Here is a 15,238-nt window from a genome sequence, read left to right as displayed (position 1 = left end):
GGATTTGAACCAACGACCTTCGGGTTATGAGCCCGACGAGCTACCAAACTGCTCCATCCCGCGTCCGATTAAAAACTTACCTGTTACACTGCATTAAAAAGAATTGGTTGCGGGAGCTGGATTTGAACCAACGACCTTCGGGTTATGAGCCCGACGAGCTACCAAACTGCTCCATCCCGCGTCCGATTTTAATGACTTTTTACAATAATACTTTAACTATAATACTAATTGGTTGCGGGAGCTGGATTTGAACCAACGACCTTCGGGTTATGAGCCCGACGAGCTACCAAACTGCTCCATCCCGCGTCCGATTATATAGTTCTATTAAGTTAAGAGGTTGCATTAGTTATATTATAACCAATGAACTTTGCCGATTTATATAAGTTAAGCTCGACGAATTGTCTGCTCAATCAAATAAATTGGTTGCGGGAGCTGGATTTGAACCAACGACCTTCGGGTTATGAGCCCGACGAGCTACCAAACTGCTCCATCCCGCGTCCGTACTTAATAGTTTGTTGTTTTTATTGGTTGTGATTAATGATTTGAATCAATAATACACATTAATAAAATTAACCAATTGAATTAATATTCAACTTGAAAATTTTATTGGTTGCGGGAGCTGGATTTGAACCAACGACCTTCGGGTTATGAGCCCGACGAGCTACCAAACTGCTCCATCCCGCGTCCGAATAAAAACTAACTTGCTTAAACTTCTCTTTAGCAACCATGATTAAATGATTGTAGGAGCTGGGTTTGAACCAACGACCTTTGCCAGTTTATATTAGCTGAGCCCGACAATTTATATGCTAACTAATTGTCTGCTTACTAAGGTTAAATGGTTGCGGGAGCTGGATTTGAACCAACGACCTTCGGGTTATGAGCCCGACGAGCTACCAAACTGCTCCATCCCGCGTCCGTTTAAGCGGGGCAGACTATAACGGCCAATCTTGTTCTTGGCAAGTCATAATGACAACTTTATTACTGCTTGCTGACTTACTGAGCACCAATAGCAAAAAATAGCGGCTTTATAAGGCAGATAGCCCTGTTATAGCCGTAGTTTTGAAACAGAAATGAAAGTTTACTCACCAATACAGGGCTATATCGGTAATGTATTGTATAAAATGTGGCAATTAACAGACATTTTCACACCTAATATCGGTTTAGGTATATAATGCATGCTTAATTATATCTGTGAGTTGATGACTGTCTATCCATGTTAAATTTTTTTGCTGCTGCCCCAAAGGGGTTTGAATATAGCTTATCCAATGAGCTTAAAGAGTTTGGTGCTACTGATGTTAAGGAAAGCGTCGCTGGTGTGTATTTTTCTGCGCCTTTAGAACTTGCCTATCGAATTACATTGTGGACTCGACTTGCTAGCCGAATTGTTGTGGTTATCTATAAAGGTGCTTGTGAATCTGCTGAGCAACTTTATAACGCAGCTTACAGTATTGATTGGCCGTCTCACTTCTCAAACGATAGTACCTTCAGTATCGATTTTCACGGTACTGGCGGCTTTATTAATAATACCCAGTTTGGCGCTTTAAAAACCAAAGATGCGGTTGTGGATCGTTTTCGCGATGATGGTTTAGATAGACCTGATGTTGGACGCGTCAATGCTGAATTTAGAATTGATGCCCATTATCGTAATAATCAATTAACGCTTTCAGTTAATTTCTCTGGCGCTTCTTTACACCAACGTGGCTACCGTTCAATAACCGGTGAAGCACCTCTGAAAGAAAACTTAGCCGCTAACATGCTTATAAGAAGTGGTTGGCAAGCAAATCCAATTACATTATTAGATCCCTTTTGTGGCAGTGGTACCGTTGTTATCGAAGCGGCATTAATGGCTGCAGATATTGCTCCAGCGCTTAAACGCGCCCGTTTTGGTTTTGAGCATTGGCATCAACATGACGATACCCTATGGCAAGGGATTTTAAATGAAGCAAAAGCCCGAGCCAGTCTTGGTAAAACTCGCTGCGCATTGAAGTTTTTTGCCTCTGATATTGACGGTCACCTTGTAGCGCTTGCAAAACAAAACGCAGAAAATGCCGGTGTTGCTGATTTAATTGAATTTAGTGTTTCAGATGCACTTGATGTTACTCCACCAGTAGAAGCGGGTTTCTTAATCTCAAACCCACCATATGGTGAGCGTTTAGGTAGCATTACGGAATTATTGAAGCTGTATTACAAGCTTGGCGATAAGTTTAAAAAAGACTTTGGCGGTTGGAAAATTGCCATGTTGTGTAGTGATATTGAATTACTCTCAGCATTAAAGCTAAAAGCCGATAAGCAAATGAAGATGTTTAACGGTGCACTAGAGTGTGGCTTTAACTTATATACTTTGCATGCTAAAAGCACTCGCCGTGAAATGCCGGTGTTGCCTGAAGGTGTTGATATTGCAGATATCTCGCCTGCTTTTGCTAATCGTATTAAAAAGAATATGAAGCAACTAACCAAGTGGGCTAAAAAAGAAGGTATTGATAGTTACCGCATTTATGATGCTGACTTACCTGAATACAATGTGGCAGTTGATAAATATGTCGATTATGTGGTTATTCAAGAATACTCTGCGCCTGCGACTATTCCTGAAGCGGTGACAAAGCGTCGTTTAACCGATGTATTACTCTCATTGCCTGCAGCATTAAATATGGACCCTGATCGCGTTACCTTAAAGACCCGTGAAAAGCAAAAGGGCACCAACCAGTATCAAAAGCTTGATCAACAAAAGCTGGAGATCATTACCCAAGAGTATGGCGCTAAGTTTAAGTTAAATTTAACTGGCTACCTTGATACCGGTTTATTCTTAGATCATCGTTTGACCCGTAAATTAGTTGGTGAAAAATCAGCGGGTAAAAATGTGCTGAATTTATTTTCTTACACAGGCTCTGCATCGGTACATGCGGCATTAGGTGGGGCTAAATCTGTCACAACAGTCGATATGTCAAATACTTACCTTGCTTGGGCAAAAGAGAATTTTGATTTAAATAATTTATCAGGTAAGCAATATCAATTCATCCAAGCTAACTGTATTCAGTGGGTGAAAGATTGTGAAGAGAAATTCGATCTGATATTTATCGATCCGCCAACTTTTTCTAATTCAAAAAGAATGGAAGATAGCTGGGACGTTCAACGAGACCATGCGGCAATGCTGGTTGATTTGATTAAAGTATTAAGCCCTAATGGCGAAATTATTTTCTCGAATAATAAGCGTAAATTTAAAATGGATATCGAGCTTTTAAGCCAATATAAAATGGACATTAAAAATATCGATAGTCAAACATTACCATTGGATTATAAGCGTAATCCGCACATCCATAATACTTGGTTAATTACCCATGCTAAGTCTCCTTACGCTAAATAAGCTTTAAGGTTAAAGGTATGAGTTCTAACCCAACAACAGACAGTGCAGGCCTAATTTTATATCACACAGATGGCTGTCATCTGTGTGAAATTGCTCAAGCGTTAGTTGAGCAATTAGGCATTGACTATCAACATATTGATATTTGCGATAATGACACACTGGCAAGCCGTTATGGCATCTCTATACCAGTGTTAGTTATGGATGAAAAAGAATTGTTTTGGCCCTTTGATGCCCAGCAGTTAACAGAATTTATTAGGAGCGTCGCTTGAGTTTAGTTCGTATTAATAATGGCTCTTTAGCCTATGGCTATACCCCGTTATTGAAAAATGCTGATTTCACTATTTTACCTGGTGAGCGAGTGTGTATCGTAGGCCGAAATGGGGCGGGTAAATCAAGTTTAATGAAAGTGCTGTCAGGTGATGTATTACTTGATGACGGTGAATTTAATATTGCCTCTGATGTGAATGTCAGTCGACTACAGCAAGATCCGCCTAAAGCTGAAACCGGCACGGTTTATAAATATATCTCTTTAGCATTAAAAGAAATTGGTGAAATGCTAGAGCGTTATCATAAGCTTTCACATGACGTTGCTACCGCTGAACCTGATGAAATGAACAAGATGCTCAATCAAATGCAGCGCTTGCAAGAGTCATTAGATCATAATAACGGCTGGCATTTAGATTCTCGTATTATTCAAAATTGTGAATTGTTAGGCTTAGATCCCGATAAACCCCTTAGTGAGTTATCAGGTGGCTGGCAGCGTAAAGTGGCATTAGCAAGAGCCCTAGTTAGCGAACCGGACTTATTATTGCTTGATGAACCGACCAACCACCTTGATATTGATACCATTGAATGGCTTGAAGAGTTTTTATTAAACTTTAAAGGCGCTATCGTGTTTGTCAGTCATGACCGTGGCTTTATTCATCGTATGGCAACACGCATTGTTGATTTAGATCGCGGCGTAGTGACATCGTGGCCGGGTAATTACCATGCTTATTTAGAAGGTAAGCAAGAGTGGTTGCGTGTTGAAGCGGAACAAAATGCCCATTTTGACAAAAAATTAGCAGAAGAAGAAACTTGGATCCGTCAAGGGGTAAAAGCCAGACGTACCCGTAATGAAGGCCGAGTGCGCGCCCTTAAAGCATTAAGAAATGAACGCAGTGAGCGCCTGAATCGTCAAGGTAATGCCAAGATGAACGTCAGTGATACTGAGCGTTCTGGTAAGTTAGTATTTGATATTAATAATCTTAATTACAATTTACCTGATAAAGATTTAGTTAAAAACTTCAGTTCAACGGTTATACGTGGTGACAGAATTGCCTTAATCGGGCCAAACGGTTGTGGTAAATCAACATTAATTAAGCTATTAATTGAGCAGCTTTCGCCGCAATCAGGTGAAGTTAAAGTCGGTACCAAACTCGAAGTTGCCTATTTTGACCAATACCGTGAAGCGTTAGATCCAGAAAAAACCGTTGAAGAAAACGTAGGCGACGGTAAGAAAACCGTTACGATTAACGGTCAAGATCGTCATATATTAAGTTACTTACAAGACTTCTTGTTTTCACCTATGCGTGCACGTACCCCTGTTAAGGCGTTATCAGGTGGTGAGAAAAACCGATTGCTATTAGCACGCTTGTTATTGCGACCTGCAAACTTAATTATTCTCGATGAACCAACCAATGACCTTGATATTGAGACCCTAGAATTGTTAGAGTCCTTACTAACTGATTTTAAAGGGACCTTATTGATTGTTAGTCACGACAGGGAATTTATTGATAATACCGTGACCAGTAGTTGGTGGTTTGCCGGTAATGGTAACTGGCATGAGTATGTTGGCGGATACAATGATGCCGTCTCTCAGGGCGCTAAATTTTATTCTGAGGAACAAGCAGCAACATCTGTTGTCCAAACTCCTGCGCCAGTAGAAACTAAGCCTGTAAAGCAGACTAAAGCTGCCAGTACAGCACCTAAAAAATTATCGTTCAAACTTCAACGTGAACTCGAACAACTACCGAGTAAAATGGAAAAGTTAGAACAAGAAGTAGAAGAAATACAAAATACTGTGGCTTCAGCTGATTTTTATAGCCAACCACAAGATACCGTCAACTCAGTGCTTAAAGCATTGGCGACAAAAGAACAGGAATTGGACACTTGCTTCGAGCGTTGGGAAGAACTCGAATCACTGAAGTAAGCGTATAATAATAATAGGAATTATAATGAAGTCGAAGTTTGATAAGGCATTATCTGTCGTTGCCTTGAGTGTGCTTGGCGCTATCGGAAGTGTACATGCCGCTCCAGTATATGAAATTGTAAACATTGAAGATTTTGATCTTAAAGGCACAGTAGACGGTACCCGAAGTGGTTACGCCATGGCTGTTAATGCCAACAATGAACTTGTAGGTGTTTCTAAAGGTAAGAAAAAACTATCTGTCGATGATGACGAAGATGACAATGACGTTATTGATGTAGAAGATGGTATCGCACCTGAAGAAACCATTATTTATTCAGTATTTTTGCCTCTGGTGGCAAATAACTTTACTTTCACAGCGGAAGAAAACGATGCTGAGTCAGCTTGGTATCCAAACTTCTATAGCGTTAATGGCACTACAGCACCAACCGATGTTGATGATGAAGGCGAGTTAATTATCAATTCGGTTGATACCTTTTTCTATGGCATGAATGACAACAATTACAAAGTTGGTTCATATACTGCGCCTGAAATAACTATCGACTATGTTGGTAGTGATGAAGACCAAGAGTTTTGGTACTATCGCGATTTTGAGCTTCGTGGTGTCGCTGTCACGCCTGACGGAGAAGAACTTGAATTAGTACCATCTTACGAAACTTATATTCGTGAAGATGATGGTTTTGAAGTTGAGTTAGGTGGCTGGTCAGCGGCTGCGGCAATTAACGATAATAATTTGGTGGCAGGTTATGCCAGTACTGACATTATTGAATTCAGCTCAGATCGTATCGATAGTTGTATTGACGCAGATTTAGACGCAGATGAAGACTCGCCAGCGCCAGTTGAAATATGCGTACAGGCCGATCAGTTCCCTGCAAATGGTCGTCGTAACATTCAGTATCAAACCCGTGCCCATGTATGGCAAATTGCTGATGATAATACGATTCCTGCAGAAAACGTCATTGAGTTGGAGTTAGGTTTAACCCCTGATGAAGATTCAACCTTGGTGTATACCGCTCAAGCTTTAGGTGTTAACAACAATGATGTCGTCGTAGGGCGCTCACACGTTTACCGTAATGGTAAAACGGATGATCTTTATCAAGATGCCGCCTACTGGGTGAAAAATGCCGCAGGTGAATATGAGTATCAGTGGATTGATACTGATATTTTCAGTGACGATGTTTATAACTCAATAGCACGTGATATTAATGATAATGGTATTGTCATTGGTACTTTTTATAAATATGTCAGTGGAATTTTACGAGATAAGTTCTTCTATTACGATATTAACAACCCATCTGCTGAAATCGTAGTACCTAGTGACTTTCAAGATTCAGGTATTTCAGAGCTAAGTAGTTACCCAAAAGCCATTAATAATGCAGGTCAAGTGGTTGGTAATATTGAGGTCACTTATGATAAAGATAAGCCGCGACCAAAAGCAGGTTTTCTTTATAACATCGGTGATGATGAATTTGTGAACCTTAATGCGACTTTAACGTGTGAGTCAAAAGGCTATGAGCAAGATGCTGATGGTAAATGGACTCGTTATCCGGTTAGGGTTATTGATGGTGACGGCTCAATTTTAAGCTATGACAGTGAAATATATGTGGTTGAGGCCAATGACATCAATGAAGACGGCACCATTGTAGGTACAGCATTTATTCGTAAACCTTTATACCAATTTGATACCGATGGTAATTTGATTCTTGATGAAGACACTAACCTACCGTTATTTGAAATAAATGGTAATGGCGCCCCTGTAACGTCTTATTTACCGCGTATGGTGGTAATGAAACCGGTATCAGGTAACGAACAAGCCTGTACTGAAAGTGATGACGTAGAAGATGAGCCCTATGTAAGAAAAGGGGCGGCTAGCTTTGCTTGGTTATTCGCTCTGCCGTTACTTTGGTTACGTCGTCGCAAGCTTAAGTAGAGAGCATTTTTTGAACTAAAAGTCGAGGATTATTCCTCGATTTTTTTTTGCTTTTTATCTCAATACTTTAATTAAAAACACATAATTTTGTCATATTTTTGCATTGATCTTGTGTGAAATTTCACCTATTTCTAATGCTGAAGCGAACGCTTCTTGATTAACAAAATGAGGATGTGTTAATGAAAAGACAAAAAAGAGATAAGTTAGATAGAGCTTTTTCTAAGGGATTCCAAGCAGGTATTGCAGGGCGCTCTAAGGAGCTTTGCCCTTACGGAACTTTAGATTCTAAATCTCAATGGTTAGGTGGTTGGAGAGAAGGCGTAGATGGACGTATGAGTGGTTTGTTTAATAAATAAATGAAAAGGCATCATATTAATATCTTTGCCCTCAGGGTGTTGATTGAGGGCAAAATAATGCCGTTTAGCTAAGTTAACCCGAAGCAACATTAGCTAACAGTGATTACTATTCATATTCAGTGAAATGCTTAAAAGGTCGAGGTATCCTTAAAAATACCGACTTTCAAATCAGTAGCCGAGTAAATCTCACGGCCATCCACTTCCATAGTGGCATCAGCAATCCCCATAACCAGCTTACGGTGAATCTTTCGTTTTAAAGTGAGCTTATAGGTGACTTTTTTCGCTTCCGGTAATACTTGCCCGGTGAACTTTACTTCGCCAACCCCAAGTGCGCGCCCTTTACCTTCTGCGCCTTCCCAGCCTAAATAAAAGCCAACCAATTGCCACATGGCATCTAAACCTAAGCAACCTGGCATCACAGGATCGCCATTAAAGTGGCAGTCAAAAAACCATAAATCAGGGGTGATATCGAGTTCAGCGACTATTTCGCCTTTACCATATTCACCACCGTCAGCATTAATGGTTGTGATCCTATCTATCATCAACATATTATCGACAGGCAGACGTGGTGAGTTAGGCTCAAAAAGGTTGCCATTACCACATGCGATCAGCTCTTCTTTAGTGAAACTGTTAGCTCTTTTCATTTAAATATTTACCACTTTATTACGAATAGGCTGACAAGATAGCGAACACGTGTAAGCTAAACAACTCCGATCACTATAATATCTTTAATTTCATTAATATTTTTTGTAAAAAGCTTAATTCGAGCTCTTCATCATCGTGGCCAGCCATTTTTTCTAAACGTGTTTGGACCTGGCCATAAATTGATTCAGCAGGAAAATCATTGTCTTCGTTTCTTACCCCTGCTGGAGCTTTCATTAATAAATCGATAGCTTGATCCATATGCTCAATTGCATGAATATGAAACAAGCCTTTTTCAACGGCCTCAATAACTTCGGTTTCAAGGTTTAGTTGTAGCACATTCGATTTAGGAATAATAACGCTGTGCTCACCTGTTAAGCCACGTCGCTTACATAAATGATAGAAGCCTTCGATCTTTTCATTCACACCACCAATGGCTTGCACCGCGCCGAATTGATCAAGTGCGCCCGTAATGGCAAATGCTTGGTTAATCGGCTGCTCGGCAATGGCAGACATTAAGCAACAGTACTCAGCTAAAGAGGCACTATCGCCATCAATCTCTTGATAAGACTGCTCAAACACTATATTGGCATTTAAATGCAAAGGTACATCGCGACCAAAAATACGGTACAAGGAAGCTGAAAGGATCATCATACCTTTAGTATGAATATTACCGCCCAACTCTGATTTCCTCTCAATATCAATCACTTCACCGTCACCATAATGGACAGAGGTAGTGATCCTTGCCGGCTCGCCATAACTTGAATCATCAGTGTCAATCACAGTTAAGCCATTAATCTGGCCGATTATTTCACCGCTCGTTTGCAGATTAATGAAATTATCATCAAAGTTTTGTGCTGAATAAACCTCAGAACTGTCATGGCGTGACTTTGACTGTCTAAGAGCTTTTGCTATGGCAGTTGAATTGAGCGAAGCACTATTAGAGTATGCTTTAGCTTGAGTCAGTACCTGAACTATTTGCAGCATTGATAAACTTAAGCGTTGCTGATGCTCAGTAAGTTTGGCGCTGTAATTAAATAGCGGTATCAAGCTTGATGGCTCTAATTGAATGTTATAGGCATCAGCTAAACTATTTAGCCATTGCAGGTACTGAGTTTCATTATATTTAGTTAAATCAATTTCTGAGTTAACCTCGCCAAGCAGTGGAAAGTTTTTATAAAAAACTCTGTCTTCAGTTCTTAAATGAGTAAACAAGTTAGCTGAGCCCATTAGCACAATTTTACAATTGAGTGGGATTGGCGCGATATCGTTGCTAATTTTATATTGTTTATGCTCGAGGATCTGCATGACAAAATCCCACAGGCCTTCACGTTTCCATAAAGAGTTAGCATCAATAAAAACGAAATGGTTGGAGGCTAAAATGCCAGCTTTATACTGGCTAGACTTATCAGTCTTATGCATTTTACCGACTAGATCAGCGCGGCGAATAGAGCCACTAACATAGCTGTAAAGGGTATTTTGATGCGCAACAGTGCCAACATTCTCTGCCGGTAACTCAGCCTGCCAGCGGAAATTAAAATTGTGATTTTCATCTTGGCTTTTAGTCGCAACCAAAAAGGAATCTGATGGCGTATTAGCCTGACTCACAAGGGCTTTAATAAACAGTTCACGCTCAATACCCGCAAAATCAGCGACAAATAAATGTTGGTGTGCAAGTTTAGTCATTAAATTAAATGCATCTAAACAACGCTCTTGTCCCAACAATAAATGGCTTAGATAAGCAGTAGAAGGTAAAGATTGAGGTAACGTAAACTGAGGAGCAAGTTTGGGTATAGAAATTAAAGTTGTGGTCATAGCTTTAAGTATCAGAAATAGTTAAAGCGATTTTAGCATATATTATCGTCATATCATTGAAATGTTCGATGCTTTGCGGATTATCTATGGGCTTGCTGGAAAAATATGACACTGGATTGCTATATTCAAGGCCATTGCTGCTTCTTATTTGGGGGTTAGCGTAATTCTTTAAACAAAATGTAATCGCTAAAAGCGTGTTTGTTGATAGAAAAGGTGAGGGAATCCAGTGGTGCAGAAGGTGATTTTTACTCACCTGATTAGCAAATGAGCCAACAAAGGTGGAAAAATGTCTTAAAAGCTTATTTGATGAGCATTTGAATGTTTTTTTATAAATTCCGGTTTACAACGAGGTCTGATACTTATATTATTCTCGGCGTTCGGAGAGATGGCAGAGTGGTCGAATGCACCGGTCTTGAAAACCGGCATGGGTTTGTAGCCCATCTAGGGTTCAAATCCCTATCTCTCCGCCATATTTAAGACGAAAGGCTCATCAGAAATGATGAGCCTTTTTTCGTTTAACTTACTAAAAGTATTGAAGATTAATACTATCAATTCAAAACTACTTTATTGTCTAGTGTTTGAAGTGCCTGTTTTATAGTCACTTATCTTCCTTGAGAGGATTGACTCAGTCAATATCCCTGCTTTTCGCATCAGCAGAGCTCCTATTAACGTGTACTTCACTCGTATCTGTTTAGCTGTAGTAGCTCAGACTTGATCTGACAGTTACCCATTTTTTATGGTGTCTGTCAGTTTAGATTTGAGCTAGATTTTTATCTGCCCAAATCTGTTTCCCATCCAATAATGTTTCAAGTGGCGTTCGACCAGTACAGGGGGCTAAGTAAAGCTTTGTGTCTAAGGCTGCGGCTATCACTTTATGATTCGCAAACTCACGACAATTGCTGATCGTTGTCGTGTGCGCATAACGTTATGTTCTTTAAAACTGGCGAATATCAGAATGCATTGAAAGACATATTTTTATATAGATGTTTGATGTTTATTAGTAGTTTGTCACAAATTTAAATTTCTGGTTGTTTACGTTATGAGGTTTATCACTGAAGTTATCGTTGTAGATAAGTAATATTAACACTTACATATATAAGTAAAATCATTGGAAGTTTTGGGGATGAAACAATCAATAATAAGTAATAAAGTTACCATTGATTCTGCAATTGAACGGCGAGAGAGACTAGAATTAACACTAAATAACGAGGTAAGTCGTTTAGGTTTTATTGGGGGCACTTATATTCTCGATTTGGCAAGATCGGTGAAGATGCAAAACTCTCATATTGATGTTGATGCTGAAGTGTCGATTAGTAAACGTGAGAAACGACATAATTTTTTATATTCTAACTCAGCAATGCGTAAGATGAGAGCGGACTTTACCAAAAAAGCCATTAAAGTTGAGCCAAATATGAGCAAATTGAATGCTAGTGGCATTCAGATTTTTAGTTACGAAGAGGATACGGAGGCTTCACGACTGTGTCGTGATGTTTTAAGTAAGTATAACGTAAGAAGCCGCGTCTATTATCGTTACCAGAGTGAAAACTGTCCTTATCTTCATGGGCGATTTTTTTTCATGAGTGAATTTGAACCAACAGTATTAAAGACGTTTGCGGAGCAAAATAGGGAACAAATGCAGCAATTTATTTCTAATTTTCATAATATGGTACTGGGAAGTGAAGCAACATCAGAGATTAATCCTTTCACTGGTTTGGGGCTTATTTCGCGTAAAAGTCATAATGTGTTAAAAATGCTTGCAGAAGGTCATTCAAGAATTTCAATTTCAGAAACGCTGCACTTGACTGAGCGTGGTGTCGACTACCATGTCAATAAAATGAAAGCCTTATTTGAAGTTAAAAACAATTCGCAACTGGTAGCTGTTGCATTTAAATATAAAATTTTGTCATAAGGTCTAGTAGCTCAGATTTGATCTGACCGTTACCTCTTTTTTTATGGTGTCTGTCAGCTTAGATTTGAGCTAGATTTTTATCCACCCAAATCTGTTTCCCATCCAATAATGTTTCAAGTGGCGTTCGACTGATCAGTCACCGATAGATTTTGAAATCTCTTTTAGAAAAGTGTCCGGTTGGAGTTGACCAGAACAAGGCAATATGTAAAAAAGGAACGGACTTAAGAACCGTGTCAGATAGTGATATTGAGTTTGCGTTGTCGGGAATAAATTACTGACCCAAAAAGTGTTTAGGGTTCAAGCAGCCAGCTGTAATATTTAAAAATATGACATTGGCTGCTTGATATAGGCGAGTGTCGCACTTCACAGTTGAATTTGGGGATTATTTATCAAATGAACCGTTATCGTGACACGTCATGCATGAATATGGATCTGGGAATGTTTGTGACATGCTCCAGTCTGAATTCGTGCCACTAATAATACCTTTATCAGGGTAAGAGTTTGGGTTACCTGCTGAATCTCTAGGCATCACCGGGCTTCCACTATTGTAGAAGAAGATTTCTTTTTCTTCATTAATAGCGTCAATGATACTCGGTACAGTACGCTTGCTGAACGCATCACCATGGAATTCAGGTGTTTTAGAGCTAGAGTGACACCAGAAACAGCGAGCGGTTGCACCATGACCTTCACTTGCACCATTAGTCCCGTGACAAGTTGAACAGAAGTAAGGCTGTGGAATGTCAAACCCATCGTTGGTGTTAACTGGCAGTGGTGCGCCATTCATGTGTCCATCTTCTGGGTTGTGACACAACATACAGTCAGCTTTGCCCCAGCCATAGTGAGATTCTGTTAGCATAGCATCAGAATTTGCATCTTTTGCAGAATTTAGGGTTTCTAAATTTGCCACTAGGCCATTGCTAAACTCGTATTCTTTGCCTAGATCATTGCCATTATATTCTTCCATACCCCATGCATTATAATGATTTGCATAAACCAGCATTCCGTATTCTTTTGGATAGCTCATCACCCACACATCAGTCATTAAGTGTAACTTATTGCCACCAAAAGCATATTGGAAGTCGTCTATACAATCTTCAGCTGGAAAAGCACTAACAGAAGCTGTTTTACCTTCTTTATCCCACAAACATGCAGGCAGTGGTCCATAGTCGGTGGCTACTTCTTTTTCGCCCATCATGTTAACCCAACCTTCACCTACTGACGATGTGATACCATTTACATGGTTAACTGAATACGAATTGACTGAAGCCCCTGTATCCACTGTTGGCCAGTAGCTCAGTTTAAAGTCATATCCTTCATCGATTGCAGACATAAACCAATCTATACCTGTAATAACGCCTGGCTGAAAGACATCTGGACGCAGGTTATGGGCAGTTACTTTTAAATTTTGTACATAAGGGTAAGGATATGGCGTATCACCATCACGGACCAAAATTTCACTAATGACTTGACCATTTTCATCCAGACGTGCCATTTCTTTTTCCCACAGGTGTTGGCGTCTAACAGTGGTAACTTCATGGAAAGGCTGGAATCTGATGGCTAAATCATGCTGCGCCCACATTTCATCCATACGGTTGTAAGTCGCCTCACCATCTGGTTCACCAGTCGCACGTTGGAAATCTCCGGCACTAGTTTTAAAGCGGAAGAACCAATTAGGCGAGTTAACGAATTCATCACCATCATTGGTAAAGTCACCATCATTATTTTTGTCATAGGAGATGGAAAACTCGAAAGTGTTATAAGGAGACTCTTCTGCAGGTGTAACAGAGTCAAATTTAAGTTGAGGATCGCTATGCACTACATATCGTAATACATCGAATACACTGTATTGTCCTTCAACAAAAATATCTGGTCGAGAGGTATGCTGACCGTAACCATCAGGGTTTTCGGTAAGAAAAGCGACAACATCAGAATAGTTAACTTCAAGGTAGTCAATCGGTGGGTTTTCTACCCCTGCTTTTTGCGCATCATAAAAACTAATTCGGCCGTCACCATCAAGATCTTCTGCCTGATCGCTGTTCATCCAAGTTTTAATTTTGTCGTCAAAGCGGCCTAAAGCGACATAATGAATTTTGTCAGCCACAGGTTGATGATTAACATCCATTACCACATATTTATCATTTTTATAGCCCTGTTCTGGTTCTGTTAGGTCAACCTTATCATTACTGTCACTGCCACAACCTACAAGCAAAAAAGACAAAGCCAAAGTGGTTGTTATTACATTAAGTTTCATTACTCATCTCCAGTATATTCTGAATCTATAGCAATATTTATTTACTGCTAAATTCATGATTGGATATTATTTTTATCCATTAATCACTCAGTCGAGTATGAATTCGAGCCGCAATAAAAACGCTATCAGTACTCATAGAAATAAAGATTTGTTGAGTAAAATCGGAGGTGGGTCACATAAAATAAACAGTTAAGCAACCGTGCCGGGCAGATGTTAACAATGCTGCTAAAGAGTTACATTGCCCTGTGTATATTTAAGGCTAATACTCTTTGATATTCGTTAATCCTATTACAGATATAGTGTGATTGGGAGACTCTGCATATCCATCACCTTAGTAACAGACCAACTTTGTGATATCCCTCAGTCAGTATAAGGTGCAGGGCGAGATCGCGAACGTTTTCAGAACTATTTATAGTGCTCTTTTAAATCCTGATTCTACTTACTAAATCTTTATTTGAGGTTAGTTAAAAGTGATTCTGTCTTTTGGTTGAATAGATTGTATGAAAACGCACAATATTGGCTATTGCGCTTTTTACAAGGCCTCACTATTCATTTAGCTGTCATTAAAATGTGTGTTTTAATTACCATAAATAGCTTCCGCGAGTAGCCTTGCAGCTTGGGGGATATTCGGCCCAGCCTATTTGGTAACTGCCGAGTCAAATGTCAACTACAGCAAGTTGCCAATCAACTTCATTTTACGCTTTCTGGGGGACAAAAGCAGCGGCTATTGCTGGCGTTGAGTTTAGTTAATGATCCCGCTTTGCTTTTTTTAGATGAGCCCACCAC

9 protein-coding genes, 6 tRNA genes and 1 pseudogene are annotated in these 15,238 nt (G+C 39.7%); 8 read left to right on the top strand and 8 right to left on the bottom strand.

Going from position 1 to position 15,238, the window contains the following annotated elements; translation table 11 throughout:
- Positions 1–104: 104 nt before the first annotated feature.
- From AB4140_RS16260 to AB4140_RS16240, 5 genes are all read right to left on the bottom strand, one after another.
- Positions 105–181: transfer RNA gene (locus AB4140_RS16260), tRNA-Met, on the bottom strand.
- A gap of 48 nt (positions 182–229) precedes the next feature.
- A tRNA-Met gene (locus AB4140_RS16255) sits at positions 230–306 on the bottom strand.
- A gap of 114 nt (positions 307–420) precedes the next feature.
- Positions 421–497 (bottom strand) — tRNA-Met (locus tag AB4140_RS16250).
- Between the two features lie 110 nt (positions 498–607).
- A tRNA-Met gene (locus AB4140_RS16245) sits at positions 608–684 on the bottom strand.
- A 152-nt stretch (positions 685–836) separates the two neighbouring features.
- Positions 837–913 (bottom strand) — tRNA-Met (locus AB4140_RS16240).
- Between the two features lie 300 nt (positions 914–1,213).
- Between AB4140_RS16240 and rlmKL the strand changes: the two genes are divergently transcribed.
- From rlmKL to rmf, 5 genes are all read left to right on the top strand, one after another.
- Positions 1,214–3,361, top strand: a complete 2,148-nt coding sequence (rlmKL, locus tag AB4140_RS16235) for a bifunctional 23S rRNA (guanine(2069)-N(7))-methyltransferase RlmK/23S rRNA (guanine(2445)-N(2))-methyltransferase RlmL (protein WP_102476872.1) — start codon at positions 1,214–1,216, stop codon at positions 3,359–3,361.
- A gap of 17 nt (positions 3,362–3,378) precedes the next feature.
- Positions 3,379–3,630, top strand: a complete 252-nt coding sequence (locus tag AB4140_RS16230; protein WP_102437661.1) for a glutaredoxin family protein — start codon at positions 3,379–3,381, stop codon at positions 3,628–3,630.
- Positions 3,627–5,552: an ABC transporter ATP-binding protein gene (locus tag AB4140_RS16225; protein ID WP_102476871.1), complete on the top strand. Its 1,926-nt coding sequence runs from the start codon at positions 3,627–3,629 to the stop codon at positions 5,550–5,552. Before AB4140_RS16230 ends, AB4140_RS16225 begins: the two co-directional genes overlap by 4 nt.
- A gap of 25 nt (positions 5,553–5,577) precedes the next feature.
- Positions 5,578–7,479: a DUF3466 family protein gene (locus tag AB4140_RS16220; RefSeq protein WP_372001741.1), complete on the top strand. Its 1,902-nt coding sequence runs from the start codon at positions 5,578–5,580 to the stop codon at positions 7,477–7,479.
- Positions 7,480–7,658: 179 nt separating this feature from the next.
- Complete coding sequence (rmf, locus tag AB4140_RS16215; protein ID WP_076539913.1) at positions 7,659–7,835, top strand: ribosome modulation factor; 177 nt, start codon at positions 7,659–7,661, stop codon at positions 7,833–7,835.
- 128 nt (positions 7,836–7,963) lie between these two features.
- Here the strand turns inward: rmf and fabA are convergent, their stop codons facing one another.
- Both fabA and AB4140_RS16205 read right to left on the bottom strand, forming a co-directional pair.
- Positions 7,964–8,479: a bifunctional 3-hydroxydecanoyl-ACP dehydratase/trans-2-decenoyl-ACP isomerase gene (fabA, locus tag AB4140_RS16210; protein WP_102437655.1), complete on the bottom strand. Its 516-nt coding sequence runs from the start codon at positions 8,477–8,479 to the stop codon at positions 7,964–7,966.
- A gap of 73 nt (positions 8,480–8,552) precedes the next feature.
- Positions 8,553–10,292: a S16 family serine protease gene (locus tag AB4140_RS16205; RefSeq protein WP_102437653.1), complete on the bottom strand. Its 1,740-nt coding sequence runs from the start codon at positions 10,290–10,292 to the stop codon at positions 8,553–8,555.
- 379 nt (positions 10,293–10,671) lie between these two features.
- On the opposite strand from AB4140_RS16205, the gene AB4140_RS16200 reads away from it, so the two are divergent.
- A tRNA-Ser gene (locus AB4140_RS16200) sits at positions 10,672–10,762 on the top strand.
- Positions 10,763–11,415: 653 nt separating this feature from the next.
- Positions 11,416–12,201 carry a helix-turn-helix transcriptional regulator gene (locus tag AB4140_RS16195; RefSeq protein ID WP_303462493.1) on the top strand — a complete coding sequence of 262 codons (786 nt, stop codon included), beginning with the start codon at positions 11,416–11,418 and terminating at the stop codon, positions 12,199–12,201.
- A gap of 382 nt (positions 12,202–12,583) precedes the next feature.
- Here AB4140_RS16195 and AB4140_RS16190 read toward each other — a convergent pair whose 3' ends face one another.
- A complete protein-coding gene (locus AB4140_RS16190) occupies positions 12,584–14,452 on the bottom strand; it encodes a hypothetical protein (RefSeq protein WP_372001738.1) in 1,869 nt (622 codons plus the stop codon).
- 667 nt (positions 14,453–15,119) lie between these two features.
- On the opposite strand from AB4140_RS16190, the pseudogene AB4140_RS16185 reads away from it, so the two are divergent.
- Positions 15,120–15,238: pseudogene (locus AB4140_RS16185) on the top strand (ATP-binding cassette domain-containing protein); the annotation flags it as partial.

It is taken from the genome of Shewanella sp. 10N.286.51.B2, assembly GCF_041469265.1.
GTDB lineage: Bacteria > Pseudomonadota > Gammaproteobacteria > Enterobacterales > Shewanellaceae > Shewanella.
Note: the sequence above shows the minus strand (reverse complement) of the source record. Positions and strands in the feature narration are given on the sequence as shown.